General features: G+C 39.2%; 11 protein-coding genes. 6 read left to right on the plus strand and 5 right to left on the minus strand.

All coding sequences use genetic code 11. From position 1 onward, the window contains the following. Nucleotides 1–395: 395 nt before the first annotated feature. The 5 genes from CD138_RS05305 (at nt 396) to CD138_RS05325 (ending at nt 6429) form a co-directional block, all read left to right on the plus strand. A complete protein-coding gene (locus CD138_RS05305) occupies nt 396–2351 on the plus strand; it encodes a fructose-bisphosphatase class III (RefSeq protein WP_019169525.1) in 1956 nt (651 codons plus the stop codon). A 641-nt stretch (nt 2352–2992) separates the two neighbouring features. Beyond that, nucleotides 2993–4381 (plus strand): alanine/glycine:cation symporter family protein, encoded by a 1389-nt coding sequence (locus tag CD138_RS05310; protein ID WP_019169524.1) that lies wholly within the window; start codon nt 2993–2995, stop codon nt 4379–4381. 324 nt (nt 4382–4705) lie between these two features. Continuing rightward, nucleotides 4706–5137 (plus strand): pyridoxamine 5'-phosphate oxidase family protein, encoded by a 432-nt coding sequence (locus tag CD138_RS05315; RefSeq protein WP_026066921.1) that lies wholly within the window; start codon nt 4706–4708, stop codon nt 5135–5137. A gap of 19 nt (nt 5138–5156) precedes the next feature. After that, nucleotides 5157–5537: a VOC family protein gene (locus CD138_RS05320; RefSeq protein ID WP_019169522.1), complete on the plus strand. Its 381-nt coding sequence runs from the start codon at nt 5157–5159 to the stop codon at nt 5535–5537. A gap of 151 nt (nt 5538–5688) precedes the next feature. Continuing rightward, nucleotides 5689–6429 carry a MerR family transcriptional regulator gene (locus CD138_RS05325; protein ID WP_019169521.1) on the plus strand — a complete coding sequence of 247 codons (741 nt, stop codon included), beginning with the start codon at nt 5689–5691 and terminating at the stop codon, nt 6427–6429. 1228 nt (nt 6430–7657) lie between these two features. Here CD138_RS05325 and CD138_RS05330 read toward each other — a convergent pair. From CD138_RS05330 to CD138_RS05345, 4 genes are all read right to left on the minus strand, one after another. Beyond that, the gene (locus tag CD138_RS05330) at nt 7658–9436 is read right to left on the minus strand and encodes an ABC transporter ATP-binding protein (protein ID WP_026066749.1); all 1779 of its coding nucleotides are present in this window, start codon (nt 9434–9436) and stop codon (nt 7658–7660) included. Then, complete coding sequence (locus CD138_RS05335; protein ID WP_026066748.1) at nt 9417–11210, minus strand: ABC transporter ATP-binding protein; 1794 nt, start codon at nt 11208–11210, stop codon at nt 9417–9419. The genes CD138_RS05330 and CD138_RS05335 overlap by 20 nt, the downstream gene beginning before the upstream one ends. 146 nt (nt 11211–11356) lie before the next feature. Further along, nucleotides 11357–12631 carry a (Fe-S)-binding protein gene (locus CD138_RS05340; RefSeq protein WP_019167227.1) on the minus strand — a complete coding sequence of 425 codons (1275 nt, stop codon included), beginning with the start codon at nt 12629–12631 and terminating at the stop codon, nt 11357–11359. Next, nucleotides 12621–14042, minus strand: coding sequence for an FAD-binding oxidoreductase (locus CD138_RS05345; protein ID WP_019167226.1), 1422 nt, complete (start codon nt 14040–14042; stop codon nt 12621–12623). Before CD138_RS05345 ends, CD138_RS05340 begins: the two co-directional genes overlap by 11 nt. Nucleotides 14043–14261: 219 nt before the next feature. Here CD138_RS05345 and CD138_RS05350 point away from each other — a divergent pair, with 219 nt between their 5' ends. After that, a complete protein-coding gene (locus tag CD138_RS05350; RefSeq protein WP_019167225.1) occupies nt 14262–14690 on the plus strand; it encodes a 6-pyruvoyl trahydropterin synthase family protein in 429 nt (142 codons plus the stop codon). A 332-nt stretch (nt 14691–15022) separates the two neighbouring features. On the opposite strand, the gene CD138_RS05355 is transcribed toward CD138_RS05350, so the two are convergent. After that, nucleotides 15023–15757, minus strand: coding sequence for a trypsin-like serine peptidase (locus CD138_RS05355; RefSeq protein ID WP_019167224.1), 735 nt, complete (start codon nt 15755–15757; stop codon nt 15023–15025). Between the last annotated feature and the right edge of the window lie 115 nt (nt 15758–15872).

The following is a 15872-nucleotide window of genomic DNA, read 5'->3' on the forward strand; positions in this document are numbered from 1 at the left end:
CATATGGTAGTGTCTATTCATTGTTGGCCATATGCGCATAAACAGGTTCGTTTAACTTCTATAAAATTATATGGTTTAATAGAGTTGAAACGGTTAGACACAGGTCAACTTCATATTTCATATACAGGGCATCTTGGCTTGTCACGGTGATTGAAGACAGGTGAGAAAGATTCGTATTGTGCTGGCCGTACAACTTTCATTGAACGTGCTATTGAACACAAGAATGCGTAGGCTTTGATTCATTCACATCAGCTACGCAAACTGAATTACTCACATCCCAACTTCCTCTCTCATGCGAGTCCATCCATTTTGAGTGACCTTAAACAAAGCGTATTACCATTCATGCCCTGAAATGCTTTAACAACGAACAATTTATGGGTAAAGGAGAAATTCAAATGTCATCTCAAACAGAAAAAGAGTTAAAAAGGCAGTATTTAGATTTAATCGCTGAAAAATACGACTCAGAAGAAAAAGTTGCGACGAAAATTATCCATTTGGAATCGATTTTGGATTTGCCTAAAGGTACAGAACATTTCGTCAGTGATTTGCACGGTGAATATCACGCATTCCAACACGTCTTGCGTAATGGGTCAGGGAATTTACAACAAAAAATCTATGATATTTTCCAATCGCGATTAGATCTCCAAGAAATGAATGAATTGATTGCGTTAACCTACTATCCCGAAGAAAAAATTAAGCGCATTAAAAATGGTTTTAACACAAAAGCCGAACGTCACACATGGTATGAAAAAACAATTAATCGCCTACTCGAATTAGTGAAATATACATCATCCAAATATACACGTTCTAAATTGCGTAAATCATTAGCGCCTGAATATACATTTATCATTGAAGAATTGCTCTATAAAAGTAACCAGTTTAACAACAAAAAAGATTATTATGATGCGATTCTGAAACAAATTATTCAATTGAACCAAGCCGATAAACTCATTATCAGTCTCGCAAATACAATACAAAGATTAGTTGTAGACCATCTCCATGTTGTCGGTGATATTTACGACCGTGGTCCACATCCTGACAAAATTATGGATACACTCATTGATTACCATTCTGTCGATATTCAATGGGGAAATCACGACGTTTTATGGATGGGTGCGTACTCTGGTTCAAAAGTGTGCCTTGCGAATTTACTCCGCATTTGTGCACGTTACGACAATCTCGACATTATTGAAGATGCTTACGGGATTAACTTGCGTCCGTTATTAACGTTAGCCGAAAAGTATTACGATGATAATGAGGCGTTCCGTCCGAAAAAACATCCTGAGAAAAACCCTTCTGAGTCTGAAATTTTGCAGATTACAAAAATTCATCAAGCGATTGCGATGATTCAATTCAAATTGGAAGGTCCGATTATTAAACGTCGTCCAGAATTTGAAATGAATGAACGTTTATTGCTCGATCGTGTAGATTATCGTAACCATACCATCGAACTCAATGGCAAAGTCCATACGATTGAAAATACATGTTTCAGAACTGTGGACCGTCGCCAACCGACTGCATTGCTTGAAGAAGAACAAGAAGTCATGGATAAGTTACTGACATCTGTTCAAGAGTCTGAGAAATTGCGTCGCCATGTTGACTTCTTAATGAAAAAAGGTAACTTGTACTTACGTTACAATGGTAATTTACTCATTCACGGTTGTATTCCTATCGACGAGCAAGGTGAAATGGAAGGCATGACCATTGACGGTCGCTTTGTGTCTGGACGTGAACTGATTGATGAATTTGAAAGTCATGTGCGTTATGCCTATGAACACAAAGAAGTAGAAGATGATCTTTCAACAGATTTAGTCTGGTATTTATGGACTGGCAAGTATTCATCATTATTCGGTAAGCGCGCGATGACAACATTCGAGCGTTACTTTATTAAAGATAAAAGTACGCATAAAGAAGAGAAAAATCCTTACTATCGTTTGCGTGAAAATGAAGACGTTGTGAAAAAGATGCTCGAAGAATTCGACATGAACCCAGAACAAGGCCGCATTATTAACGGGCATACCCCTGTGAAAGAGCGTGATGGTGAAAACCCTATTAAAGCAAATGGAAAAATGCTTGTCATTGACGGTGGTTTCTCTAAAGCGTATCAATCGACGACAGGTATCGCAGGCTATACGTTGCTGTACAACTCATTTGGTATGCAACTTGTAGCGCACCAACATTTTAATTCGAAAGAGAAGCTGTTAGAGACAGGCGAAGATGAGTTGTCTATTCGTCGTGTTGTAGATAAAGAGTTGGAGCGTAAGTTGATTCGAGATACAAATGAAGGGATTGAGTTACAGAAAGAGATTGATATGTTGAAGGCGTTGATGTCTTATCGTTATATGAAATAATGTTGTTTAAATACGTAATCTACTGATGAACGAATCAGTTTGGATATATTAGCTGCTCTTATTGATTGCTATTAAAGGCGCCTCGTTCCTAGAGACTTGCCTTGATTTGCGATACAATTTGGCAGCTTTTTTCTTTGTACGAACCGTGCGTTTACCCCCTCATCTGTACTACAAAACTAAAACTGTCACTCATTCAATGACGATACAATTTCATGTTGTTTTGGATTATGAATGAATCAGTTTTTGGAAGCCATTACTGTCATAGTTCAACACATCAAACAGAGCATCTCCCCTCACCCTTACTCCTCATTTTCACCTACCTCAACCATTATTTTCGCGTAAAAATAATACGTTGTTTTGATTTCTTCAATGTTTAGAAATGGAAAACCAAATAAAAGTGGTAATGTTTGAAAGAAAGGTGTAAAATTTGGGAGTGCGTTTTTAATTCACTTGCACACGATCAACACCGTGTGATGTGGTAACATGCTTAATGTTATGGGAAATGGCATTGGTGATGTTGATGCTTATTTAATTTAAAAGAGCAATTATTAGATTTTAGTATTATTTTACATATCAAATCTATGTGTATTATAATGATGAAAGCGTTTACTTAAGAGATGTAAATATTGGAGGGGTAATGTGTGATTAATATCCTAGAAAAATTAAATGCGATATTATGGGGCGCACCGAGTCTCATTTTATTAACGGGAACGGGATTGTTTTTAACCTTTATACTGAAAGGCATGCAGTTCACGAAACTGATGCATGCATTTAAACTTGCCTTTGTTCCTAATAAAAAAGAAGCCGAAAGTGAAGGTGACATTAGTAACTTTAAAGCACTGATGACGTCACTTGCGGGTATGATTGGTAACGGGAATATCGCCGGTGTTGCGACAGCTGTCACTTTAGGTGGTCCTGGTGCGATTTTTTGGATGTGGGTCGTTGGCTTGCTCGGTATGACGACGAAATATGCCGAAGCGTTGTTAGCGATGAAGTTCCGCGTTCAAAATGATAAAGGTGAATATTCTAGTGGTCCGATGTATTACATAGAAAAAGGATTGGGACATCGTTTCAAATTTTTAGCAGTGGCCTTTGCGATTTTCGGTGCCTTTGCTGCATTAGGTATCGGGAATAGTGTACAGTCCAATACAATTGCTGACGTCATGACCAATAGTTTTAACGTGAGTGGTTTTATCACTGGCATTGTCTTAGTTATTCTCATCTCACTGATTATTTTTGGTGGGTTGAAACGTATTAGTAACGTTGCAGGTTTCTTTGTTCCGATGATGGCGATTTTTTACATTGGGGCTTCTGTCATCATTTTAATCATTAATTACGATCAAATTTTACCAGCATTCGGTTTAATTTTTAAATATGCGTTCACACCTGTATCTGCTGCAGGTGGTTTTACCGGTATTATGGTGATGCAAGCCATTCAAAACGGTGTATCTAAAGGGATTTTCTCAAACGAAGCCGGTTTGGGTACGGTTGCGTTGATTTCCGGTAATGCAAAAGCCGGGCATCCAGCGACACAAGCACTTGTAGCGATGACGGGTACATTTATCGTGACAATCATTGTTTGTACAATGACAGGTCTTGTGCTACTTGTAACAGGCTATTGGGATCCAACAGGTGGTTTATTGTCAGGCGTATCACATGATCCAAAATTAGAAGCTGGTGCGTTGACAAGTATGGCATTCGGTTCAAGTTTAGGTACTTGGGGTGAGTATGTCGTGTCACTTTCTGTTATTTTCTTTGGATTTTCAACGATTATCGCTTGGTTCGTGTACGGCGCGAAATGTTTCGAATACTTATTCGGTGTAAAATACGTCATGCTTTATGGTGTCATTTATGTCCTCGCTACATTCGTCGGTACTATTGCTAACCTTAAAACAGTGTGGTTGTTTGCAGATACAGCCAACGCGATGATGATGATTCCAAACTTAATCGGTATTTTATTCTTATATAAAGTCATTAAGCAAGAAACGGAATCTTATTTCAAACCGAATACTCAAAACTATTCTAAATAAAAATGATATTGAAACGATAGGGGCCTGGGACATAATCATTTTTGATGCTATGGATGCAGTATTTAGTTTAACTATTACGGCCTATTCATCCTCATTTTTGGCTGTTTTATCATCATTAATCGATTTATGTCCATAAAAAGGATAGGGCTTGGGAAACTTAATGTCCCAGGCCCCTTTCGTTTTTTATGGACTATGAAATGATTTTTACTAAAAAGCGCTATACAACCGATGAACGTGATACAATGGATGATAAGTTTTGTGGTCATGCGCAAGGCGGCTTCGTTTGTCATCATTGATTCAGGGTAAACTGACTCTGAGGTGATAATCATGAAGCAACAAGCAATTGAAAAGATTAATCAAGTAATCGAACAGTCACGTATTGGTGTACTTTCTACTGCGGTCAATAACAAACCGAATAGCCGTTATATGATTTTTTATAATGATGATTTAGATTTATATACGAAAACGAGTCGGTCTACACGAAAATTTGAAGAACTAACACAAAACCCAGATGCACACGTATTATTAGGTTATGAAGAAGGTTCAGGTCAGCCTTATGTCGAAATTGAAGGTCAAGTCGATGTCATCACCAACTCGAAAGAAATCGATTGGTTGTGGCAAGAACAAGACCGTACATTTTTCGATTCTAAAAATGACCCCGATTTAGTGGTGTTACGCATCATTCCGTCACATATCACATTGTTGAATAGTGATGAAATGGCAACCCCATTTGAAATTGATGTCAGCCAACTGTAAATAAAAAGGACGTGTTAAAATGATTCAACGTTTACAAGAAGTCATGTTGTACGTGCAAGACCAAGAAATAGCCAAACAATTTTGGACATCACATTTTGATTTCCAAGTCGCATCTGATGAAACATTTCAAGGCATGCGTGTTGTTACGTTAAAGCCAACAGACGCAGCACAAACAGCCATCGTATTACAAGACAAAGAGAAAGTTGAGGCAATGGGTATGGGTGTCAATACTGGTACGCCTTCTCTCATGTTCGGTACAACCGATATCGATGCGTTGTACGATGACTTAAAATCAAAAGGTGTTCAAGTCGGGGAAAAAATGACTTTACCGACAGGCATCGTATTTAATTTTGCTGATGACGAAAACAACTATTTCGCAGTCCGCCAAATCGAACAATAATGAAAAGCAAACACTATTCGTCAATAGCGCACTTTCAATACCTAGCGCTATGAAGAATAGTGTTTTTTATTTTGTTTAAAAAAGTGTGCTTGACCTTTACGTTACGTCAACGTTTACACTGACATTATTCCAGAGAGAAAGGAGGTTTAATATGTATACGATAAAAGCTGTATCACAACTGACAGGGTTATCCGCACGTACTTTACGATATTATGACGAAATCGGACTGCTTCATCCGAGCAATTCAAGTGAAGCAGGTTATCGTCTGTATAGCGAAAAGGATATTGCGCAATTACAGCAAATTATGATTTATAAAAGCATGCAATTGCCATTGGAACAAATTAAAGCTGTTTTAGAGGAAACAACACGTATTGAAGATGCGCTTAACAGTCATTTGCACTATTTAGAACAACAACAAATGCGCATTGCCAAACAAATCAAACTCATCGAAAAACAACTGGGAGGGATCGAAATGACACAAGAAGAAAAATTCAGTCAGTTAAAGGCAGACACACTCGCAGAAATCAACGCAAAATATGGTGAAGAACTCAAACAAAAATATTCATCAGCACAAGTTAAAGCACACCATGAACACTTTAAAAATCTAACACAAGATGAATATCAATCAGCAGAATCCGCTGAAGCAACACTATTTTCATTGTTAAAAACGATTGAGGAACAAGAATTGCCTATCACACATCCAATAGCAGAACAAGCCTTTCTTGCACATCAAAGTTGGCTTAAGCACATGGTTCCTCACTATTCGACAGTCTATCATCAGCAACTCGCCGACCTATATGTTCAAGACGCACGCTTCAGTGCCTATTACCAACAATATGCCGGCGAACAAGCACCTTATATTTTAAACAAACTCATCAAACACTATACGTAAACATAAAAAAAGGGGGTGGGAGATAAAAAAATTGATGATATTGATGCAATATATTGTTTAACTTGCCCTTCCGCTATGAATTATATTTTTGATTGCCCTCATGGCTTCGCGTTTCTTAGGGGCTGGCCCTTCAACTAACTAACGCTTAATTAAACTGTTACATTTGTTGAAGCGTTAGTGGATTTTGGGAGCAGTACAGAAATCTCATGTGCAACAAAGATTTCGTCGTACTTCCCCCGCAAGGCTGACTAGACTTCTCAAAAGTAAAACATTGAGAAGTCAGACTGCTACTGCGTTAAACAGTAGCCACTATCAAAGTTAATTGACGTTATTTTGTTTTTAACTTCATCCCTCAAGAGTCTCAGCCTTCTGGCAATCATACTCCAAGTACTGGAACAGAGGGCAAGTTTCTGATATGAAGACTATCCATATCATCCACTTTTTATGTCCAATTCTCCTTCGTTTTCGTTGTTATTATTGTCAACTGTAGATATAGCTCCACGATAAATAGGACTGGGAAAACTTAATGTCCCAGTCCCTATTGATAAATAAGTGCTCTCCATTTTTTATTTATTTCTAGCAAAATGACACACATACGCGCACTCACCCATCTCTCTCCATAAAATGAGTCTTTGGTATGCACTAAGGTGTCTATTTATAAAATGTTCAATCAGACTTAACATGAGCGTGATTTTTACATCATCGCCACACATTCACAACACGAACACCCAACACAGATTGTATGGACCAGTGCTCGCTTTCAACACACAAATAAAAATGGATTGATAAAGCAATACACCTTTTATCAAACATCTAATTCTCTACACAAAATGAGACTTTGATATGCACTAAGGTGTCTATTTATAAAATGTTAAATCAGCCTTACTATAAGCGTGATTTTTACATCATCGCCACACATTCACAACTCGAACACCAAACACAGATTGTATGAACCAGTGCTCGCTTTCAACACACAAATAAAAATGGATTGCAAAGCTGGGCGAGACTCCTGAGGCATCCAGCCGAAGCTGAAAATCCACCAACGCTTCAACTCTGTATCCTTCCAATAAAAGCGTTGGTTAGTTGAAGCGAGGCGCCTCGGAACGCGAAGCCCAAAGCGTACAATCCATTTTTCAATATATTCCTAGCAATGCGAGCTCTGGTTCAGCAATCTAAAGATTGCCCACTCAGCCTTGTGAATGTCTCCATATGCCTCAAACAACCCAAATCACTCACCTTTAAGCTGCAACTGATACATTTTATAATAAATACCGCCTTTTGCAATCAATGACTCATGCGTCCCTCTTTCCACAATCTCACCTTGATTCAATACTAAAATCTCATCTGCATCTTGAATCGTCGACAATCGATGTGCAATCGCAATCGTCGTCCGTCCAGCACGCATCCGATTCAATGACTCCTGAATCGCTTCTTCCGTCTCAGAATCAATATTTGCTGTCGCTTCATCTAAAATCAAAATTTTCGGGTTAATCGCCATGGTGCGCGCAAATGCAATCAATTGGCGCTGACCACTTGAAAAGGCACTTCCCTTTTCAATCACCTTATGATTATAGCCCCCTTCTAATTTTTCAATAAACTGATCCGCATGGACAAATTGTGCAGCAGCTTTCACTTCTTCATCTGTCATCGTCGGGTGATACAATTTAATGTTAGAGGCTACGGTACCATAAAACATAAACGGATCTTGCAAAACAAGGCCAATGTTACGCTTTAAATGTTCATGTGGAAAAGTCTTAATCGACTGTCCATCAATGAAAATGTTGCCACGTTGAAACTCATAGAAACGCATAAATAAGTTGATAATCGAACTTTTCCCAGAACCTGTATGACCGACCAATGCAACCGTTTGTCCAGGTTCAACAGTAAATGAAATATGCTTCAACACATCATGCTCACCGTCATAACTAAATGACACGTCATCAAAGACGATGCGCCCTGCTGATATTTCACTGTTGCCTTCTGGTGTTTGTAATGGCGCATGTGTCGGGTTGTCCATCATTTTAAACACCCGGCTAGCTGAGACGATAGCTTGTTGGAAAATGTTTAAGTTTTGACTGACTTGGTTGACGGGTTCGAAAAAGCGTTGCATGTATTGAATAAATGCATACACGACCCCTGCTGTCACCGTCGTCGAAAAACTTAAAATACCGAAATACGCTAAAATCATCACTGTTGAAAACGTTGATAGCATCGTAATGGCTGGACGTAATAACATCCCATCTAAGCGAATCGTTTTCATCGAGTATTCGTAATGAGATGCATTAATCTTCTCAAATTCATCACGTAATCGCGCTTCCTGATTAAATACTTGAATGATTTTCATACCTTCAATCGATTCACCGAGCTTGGCATTTAAATCTGATAATCGGCGTCTCGTTTCATAAAAGTAAATGGATGCATACTTACGGTAAACAGCGAGGACGATAAAGACTAACGGTGTAAACAATATCGCAAAAAATGCCATGCGCACGTCTAATACGAACATCATCGTAAAACTTGCCAAAATCATGAAAAAGGCAATTAAAAATGATGATAACACACCTGTGAACATTTCCACGATGGCCTCTGTATCATTCGTCAATCGAGACACAATACTTCCACTTGGTGTCGCATCAAAAAACTTCATGCCCAAACGGCTAATGCGGCGAAAGGCATCGATTCTCAATTGTTGAATCACTTTGAATGCGAGATATTGTAAATAATAAATGCTTAAATATGTCGTCACAGCGCCAACAAGTTGAATACCGATAAACACAACTAATAGCCACACAATTTCATTACCCGGGAAATACCGCGGCGTTAAATATTGGTCGATAAAGATTTTAACTAAATATGGGACCGACATACTCGCAGCCGTCGAAAGGGTCAGCATCGAAATAGTTAAAAAGATCAGTTTTTTAAACGGAAATGTATAACGGAGCAGTCGATATAACGTTCGTCCCTGTTCTTTCGTCGTCAATTGGGGATTACTTTCTGGTTGTTTCATTCGTGTCACCTCCATTGACTTCGCTTTCTAAATCTTGTGTTAAACGGCTTTGCATCGCTTGAGCTTGGAATGTTTCCGCATACCAACCGTTTTGTTGTAATAACGTGTCATGTGTACCACGTTCGATAATCGTACCGTCGCGCATCACAATAATTAAATCTGCATGCATGACTGCACTCATTCGATGGGCAATAATGATATTCGTTTTCCCTTGTCGTTCTTTTTTCAAGTTACCTAAAATGGCCGTTTCTGTTTCGGCATCCACAGCTGACAATGCATCGTCTAATATCAACACTTGTGGTTCAGTGAGTAATGCACGGGCAATAGAAATACGTTGCTTTTGCCCACCAGATAATGAAACACCACGTTCACCGACAACTGTGTCATAGGCGAGAGGTAACGTTAAAATATCTTGGTGAATATGGCTCATTGCACTGGCATGATGGACCGCTTCATCATCAATGTCTGGTTGACTAAATGCAATATTCCCTCGAATGGTTGAAGAAAATAAAAAGTGTTCTTGCGGGACATAACCGAACTGTGCACGCAGCTTTCGAATATCATAGTCACGTAACGGATGATGGCCATATTGAATGTCTTCAGGGCGCTCAGTATCAAATTCTCGCAACAATAGACGAATGAGCAAACTTTTACCTGCCCCTGTATGACCAACAATCCCCACTGTCATCCCTTGGTGAATTGTAAAATCGATATCGTGTAAACTGGCGTGCGCTGTATCCTCAAACTGAAATCGATTTAAATTAAAATCAATCTTACCCGTCGGCGCTTCACTTTTTTGATATGTCGTTACAATACCACTTGGCACGCTTTCAATTTCACGTATACGGTCATATGATGCGGCCCCTCTTTGAATAATATTAAAGAAAAAGCCGAGTGCAAGTAATGGCCAAACGAGCATGCCTAAGTAAGTGGTAAACGTAATCAACTGTCCAATCGTTATTGAATCATCAATCACCATATAAGCACCAAATACCACACTGAGTAGATAACTTGCACCAATGACGAGCTCAATTGTCGGATCGAACAAAGCATCAATTTTAGAAACGACTAAATTTTTCGCAACAACACGGTCACTCAATTCGTGAAAATCATTTTCATCTTCCGTTTCATAGCCAAATGATTTGGTCACTTTCACACCCGCAATACTTTCTTGCGTTTTATCATTCAACTCACTAAACGCCCCTTGTGCTTCTTTAAATCCTTTATGCAATAAACGACCATAATAACTCGTTGCTATCACTAAAATGGGAAGGGGAATCATTGCGATGAGTGTTAACTTTGGACTAATTGTCACAAACATCATCACTAAGGTCATGCCACCTGTAATCAGTGCTTCTGAAATCGTCATCACGCCAATGCCGGCCGTATTTTGTACTGCACGAATATCATTGGTCGCATGCGCCATCAAATCACCTGTTCGATATTTTTGATAAAATGATGGGCTCATTTGTGTATATTTTTCATACAATCGTTCTCTTAAAATGCGTCCTAATTTTGCACTTGCTCCGAATAAGCGGGTGCGTAAAAAGTAGCGTAATCCATAGACGAGCACACCTATGACAAAAATAATCAGAAGGTACATCGTCAAGTTTTGCGGCGTTAACGTTTTCGCCGTAATATGGTCGATTACAAAACCAATGATCTGCGGTGGGATTAAACTCGATAATGCCGCTATAAACAACGCAATCAATGCTGTGACATAACGCCATTTCTCTTGTTTCAAAAACCAGCCTAACTGTTTAAAAACTTTCATGCTGTCACCTGCTTTCGATTGTTCCGTGCCAATACTTACCATTATTCATGGAAGTCTTTTAAAATACCACTTATTTCGTCTATTTAGCAATTTTATTGTTTGTATGAATAGGACGCCTATGCAACTTTCACACCTTTTCGTAATCACTAACGTATGCCACACGCTTCTGCGATGACTTCAACGAGATGTTTCACTGCGACACGGTGCGCTAACCCTTCTCTTTCCACGCCCAACTTCATTTGTAAGTGACAGCCGGGATTAGACGTAATGATTAACTCTGGTCGTGCTTGTTTCACATTTTTCATTTTATGATCTAATATTTGCATCGATGCATCATAATGAACCAAGTTATAAATCCCCGCCGAACCACAGCACATCTGTTGTGATGGCATGTCCACGAGCATCAGACCTGGTACTGCTTTCAACACATTTTCAGGCGCTTCAAATACTTTTTGGACATTTTCTAAGTGACACGACGGTTGGTAGACTGCACGATAAGCCACTTCATGTGTGAATTGCAAGTCGATTTGTGCCATCAACTCTGAAATATCACGTACTTTTGCGACAAATTGTTCCGCACGCGCACGCCAAGTTGTACCTTCATCAAACAACAAATGATATTCCTTCAGTGCGGCACCACAACCGCCAATCGTATTCACAATATAATCAAAATCATACTGTTCATACGCTTCAATATTCTCCTTCGCTAGCGCAATCGTATGTGCCGTCTCACCTGCATGATGTTGAAGCGCACCACAGCAAGTTTGTTGTGGGACATTGATCACATGGACATCATGTTGACGCAAAATCTGCATCGCGAGCGTATTCACTTCACTGAAAAAGGCATCCATCATGCAACCTTGAAAGAAACCCACTTTCATTTGATGTGGACGTGCTTCATCATGCTTTTCTTCAATAGGATGACTCAGTCGCACAGGTGGTAATATTTTTTGAAACTGTTGATACTTAGGAAATGGCTTTAAGATTTTTGTCGCTGCAACAGCTTTTTCGATACCTGTCCGTTGATAGAAGTAGAGACCTTTGTTCACGAGACGTAATGCTTTTTTATTTTTGAGTACACCATCAAATGCCACTGTTCGAATGACTTTCTCGACATGTGATTGTGGTCGCTCTTCGTGAAGCACTTCAACTGCCGAACTTAAAATATCACCATAGCGCACATGTGTCGGACAAATCGTCTCACACGCGCGGCAACCTAAGCATAAATCAATGCCAGAAGCCATATCCTCTAACGTAATTTTGTCTTCTGCTGCCATTTTCACTAAATTAATCCGGCCCCGCGGCGAATGCTTTTCACTTTTAAATGACACATATGTCGGACACACTGGTAAACAATAACCACATTGTACACAGTCAAATGTTGCTTGATAGTCTAAACGTTCCTTTAAGTTAGTCGTCATGGCTTAACACCAACTTTGTTTCACCTGCTGCCGGAAAAATCTTCCCAGGGTTCAGGCGATGATTGGGATCGAGTGCATCTTTAATCGCTTTTTGAAATGCCAAACTTGCTGCATCAAATTCACGTGTCATAAACGGCTTTTTCATCATACCAATGCCATGCTCTCCTGAAAGTGTGCCACCCAGTTCAATGGCGTAATTAAAAATTTCTGCAACTGCATTTTCGACATTTTTTACCGCTTCAGGATCACGCATATTCGCACTAATCGTCGGATGCAAATTGCCGTCTCCCGCATGACCAAATACAACCAAATTCAAATCATACTTTTGTTTAATTTCATCAATTTTTTCAAACATATGCGGAATTTGACTCAGTGGCACAGTCGCATCCTCTGAAATTTTCGTAAAACCACGTTCCACAACTGCAGGTGACACTGCTTTACGCACTTGCCATAACGCTGCTTCTTCTGATTTCGACGCAGCAATTTTAACTTGAGTGACACCAATTTTAGCGAGTGCGGCTTTAATCGTCTCAAGTTCTTTCGGTAAAATCGCTTCATCACCGTCGACTTCAACTAATAGCACTGCCGCAGCCTCTCTCGGCAAATCAATTCCCGCATAGTCTACCACTTTGTTAATCGCATGATGATCGAGTATTTCCATTTTAGACGGCCGTACACCTGACGTTAATATTTGTGAAATCGAGCGCCCTGCTGAGCCAAGATCATCAAAAACAATCAATGCTGTTTGTGTCGCTTGCGGTTTCGGTATTAAACGTAACGTCGCTTCAGTAATAATGCCGAGCGTTCCTTCTGCACCGACTAATAATTTCGTCAAGTCGTAACCCGTCACATTTTTGATCGTATTGCCGCCCGTACGTATAATGTCCCCTTGTGCGGTCACGACTTCTAAACCGATGACATAATCTTTTGTAACACCATATTTCACGCCATGTGGTCCACCTGCATTTTCAGCTAAGTTGCCACCAATTGTGCAAACAGATGAAGATGACGGATCAGGTGGATACATGAGTTGATGTTGCTCTGCCAACGCATGAATGTCCGCCGTTTTAACACCTGGCCTTGTCTTAATGATTAAATCATCAGGATAAATTGTCACCTCGTCATTCCATTGCGAAAAATCCAGCACAATACCACCATTCACCGGTAATGAACCGCCTGACAAATTCGTCCCTGCTCCCCTTGGATAAATCGGTAAATCATATACATTCGCTAGTTTTACAATTTGTTGCACTTCGGATGTCGCTAAAGGTTGTGTCACAAAATCAGGCAAATACTGTCCGAATGAACCGTCATAGCCATAAGACACCCGCTCTGCAACATCAACAAACACACGCTCTCCCACAATGTCGCGCAATCGTCTTTCAATTTCAAATTGACGTTGTTGTCGCATCGAAATCCCCCCTATTTCTTTCACTTGATGTCGGAATATTTTGATAAAATTGTCATTTTTTATTTTATCACACTTCTTAACATGTCACATGGCAATATATTTCGAAATTAAATCAGCAGTTTGATACAAAGGAGGCAAAATATCCTTACAAAGCGCAAATGCGACATCGCTAAAAACGTGTGTTAAGCTAATACAAAAGAGAAGAAAAGAGGAAATTTCATGTCTAAATTTGATCATGTGCAACCACCGAAACATTTTGCACGTCACCATAAAACATTAATCGTCACGACGCGCTATCAATTCACGAGTGATAACCGCATTTACTTTTCAAATACAGAACATGTCGATTTAGAAAATCATACGTATACATTGGAAGTTGAATTATGGTCTAAAACAGATGAACACGGTATGGCCGTCGACTTTAAAGCTATCGATAAAGTATACCGCGAACATTTGGAACCGTTATTAGACGGCCAGTTGATTAATGATACATTGCCTGATATGAACACGACGGTAGAAAATATCGCGCATTGGATTTGGTTGCGTTTTAATGAATATTTACCAGAAGGTGTGTCGTTGAATACCATTGCCTTGTATGAGACGCCTGAACAAGGTATTAAATTAACACGTAATATTATGGCGCAATAAAGTTCAGCATCAAAAGAACTGTATGAGGAAATATACGTGTTTGAGAGCACAAATAAGACTGGCATATAAGCAATGGGCGCTTAAATGTCAGTCTTATTATTTTATTGGAAGGTGAATAAATCAATTTTCAGGAAATGGTTTCATCAGACAACATTCTTATTGGTATAGTTTTAAAACCATATACTAAGTTTGCATTAGCGCGTTGTGAATTGTAGGCAACGGATGATTGAACTGAAATGTTACCTTTTCAGTTCAAATCATCATCGCCGTAATGATGAGACAACATTTAAAAAATGGGAGGTCAGTCTCACTCTTTTTTGAATTACGATAAATTATTTTGATTTGTTGTCGTCAATCCATTTTTTCAGTCTTTCATTAATAGGATGAATCTTTGCAGTTAAATAACCCATTTTATTTTCAGTCGCATAGACTATACCTAAAAAATGACCGTTGTCTAAAAATGCACCAGAGCCTGATTGTCCCCCTTCTGCAGGCATCGTCGTACTTAGCTCGTGTGTCACTCGATTATAATCTGTTATCGTTCCCGTACTTTTATATTGCTTAAATCCCCCTTTACCACCAGGATAGCCATAACTATAAATTTTTTCTCCTTTTAGCTTTGGTAAATCGGTTGGATTATAAGCATATATCATCGTGTTATAGCTCTTAATATAGTGTTTGTAAGCCGCTGTTTTATCTCTATCAGTTCCTTTAATAATCGCAATATCATCTGCAGCATCAGGATCATATTCTCTAATGATCATCATTCCAAATGGGGTAGACCACCCTGATTGTCCAGGATAGACCTGTCCAATGTAACCTTTTTGTGCTTTACTCCCTGCACAGTGTCTAGCGGTTAACCACATGTTCGGTGTTATTAAAACCGCCGAGCAATATAGTCCATTTTCCGGATCGTATCGCCCATTTAACCTTCCGTTCGGATCCGTTGTCGTATTGACTACAACTTGAGTACCTGGCGTCGGATTATCTTTGGCATTGACGTTGCTGAGTGTGAACATAGTCATTAAGACACATACGCCTAAAACCATTAAAACTTTTTTCTTCATTTTTAATCCCCCTTTGTTTAGTTTTCATGCTTCGATTTGCTGAATGCCCCTTAAAATCAATTCTACATAGTGTATTACATCTTAATAATACACTTTTTACACTATAAAAGGAACG

Source organism: Staphylococcus intermedius NCTC 11048 (genome assembly GCF_002902385.1).
Lineage (GTDB): Bacteria > Bacillota > Bacilli > Staphylococcales > Staphylococcaceae > Staphylococcus > Staphylococcus intermedius.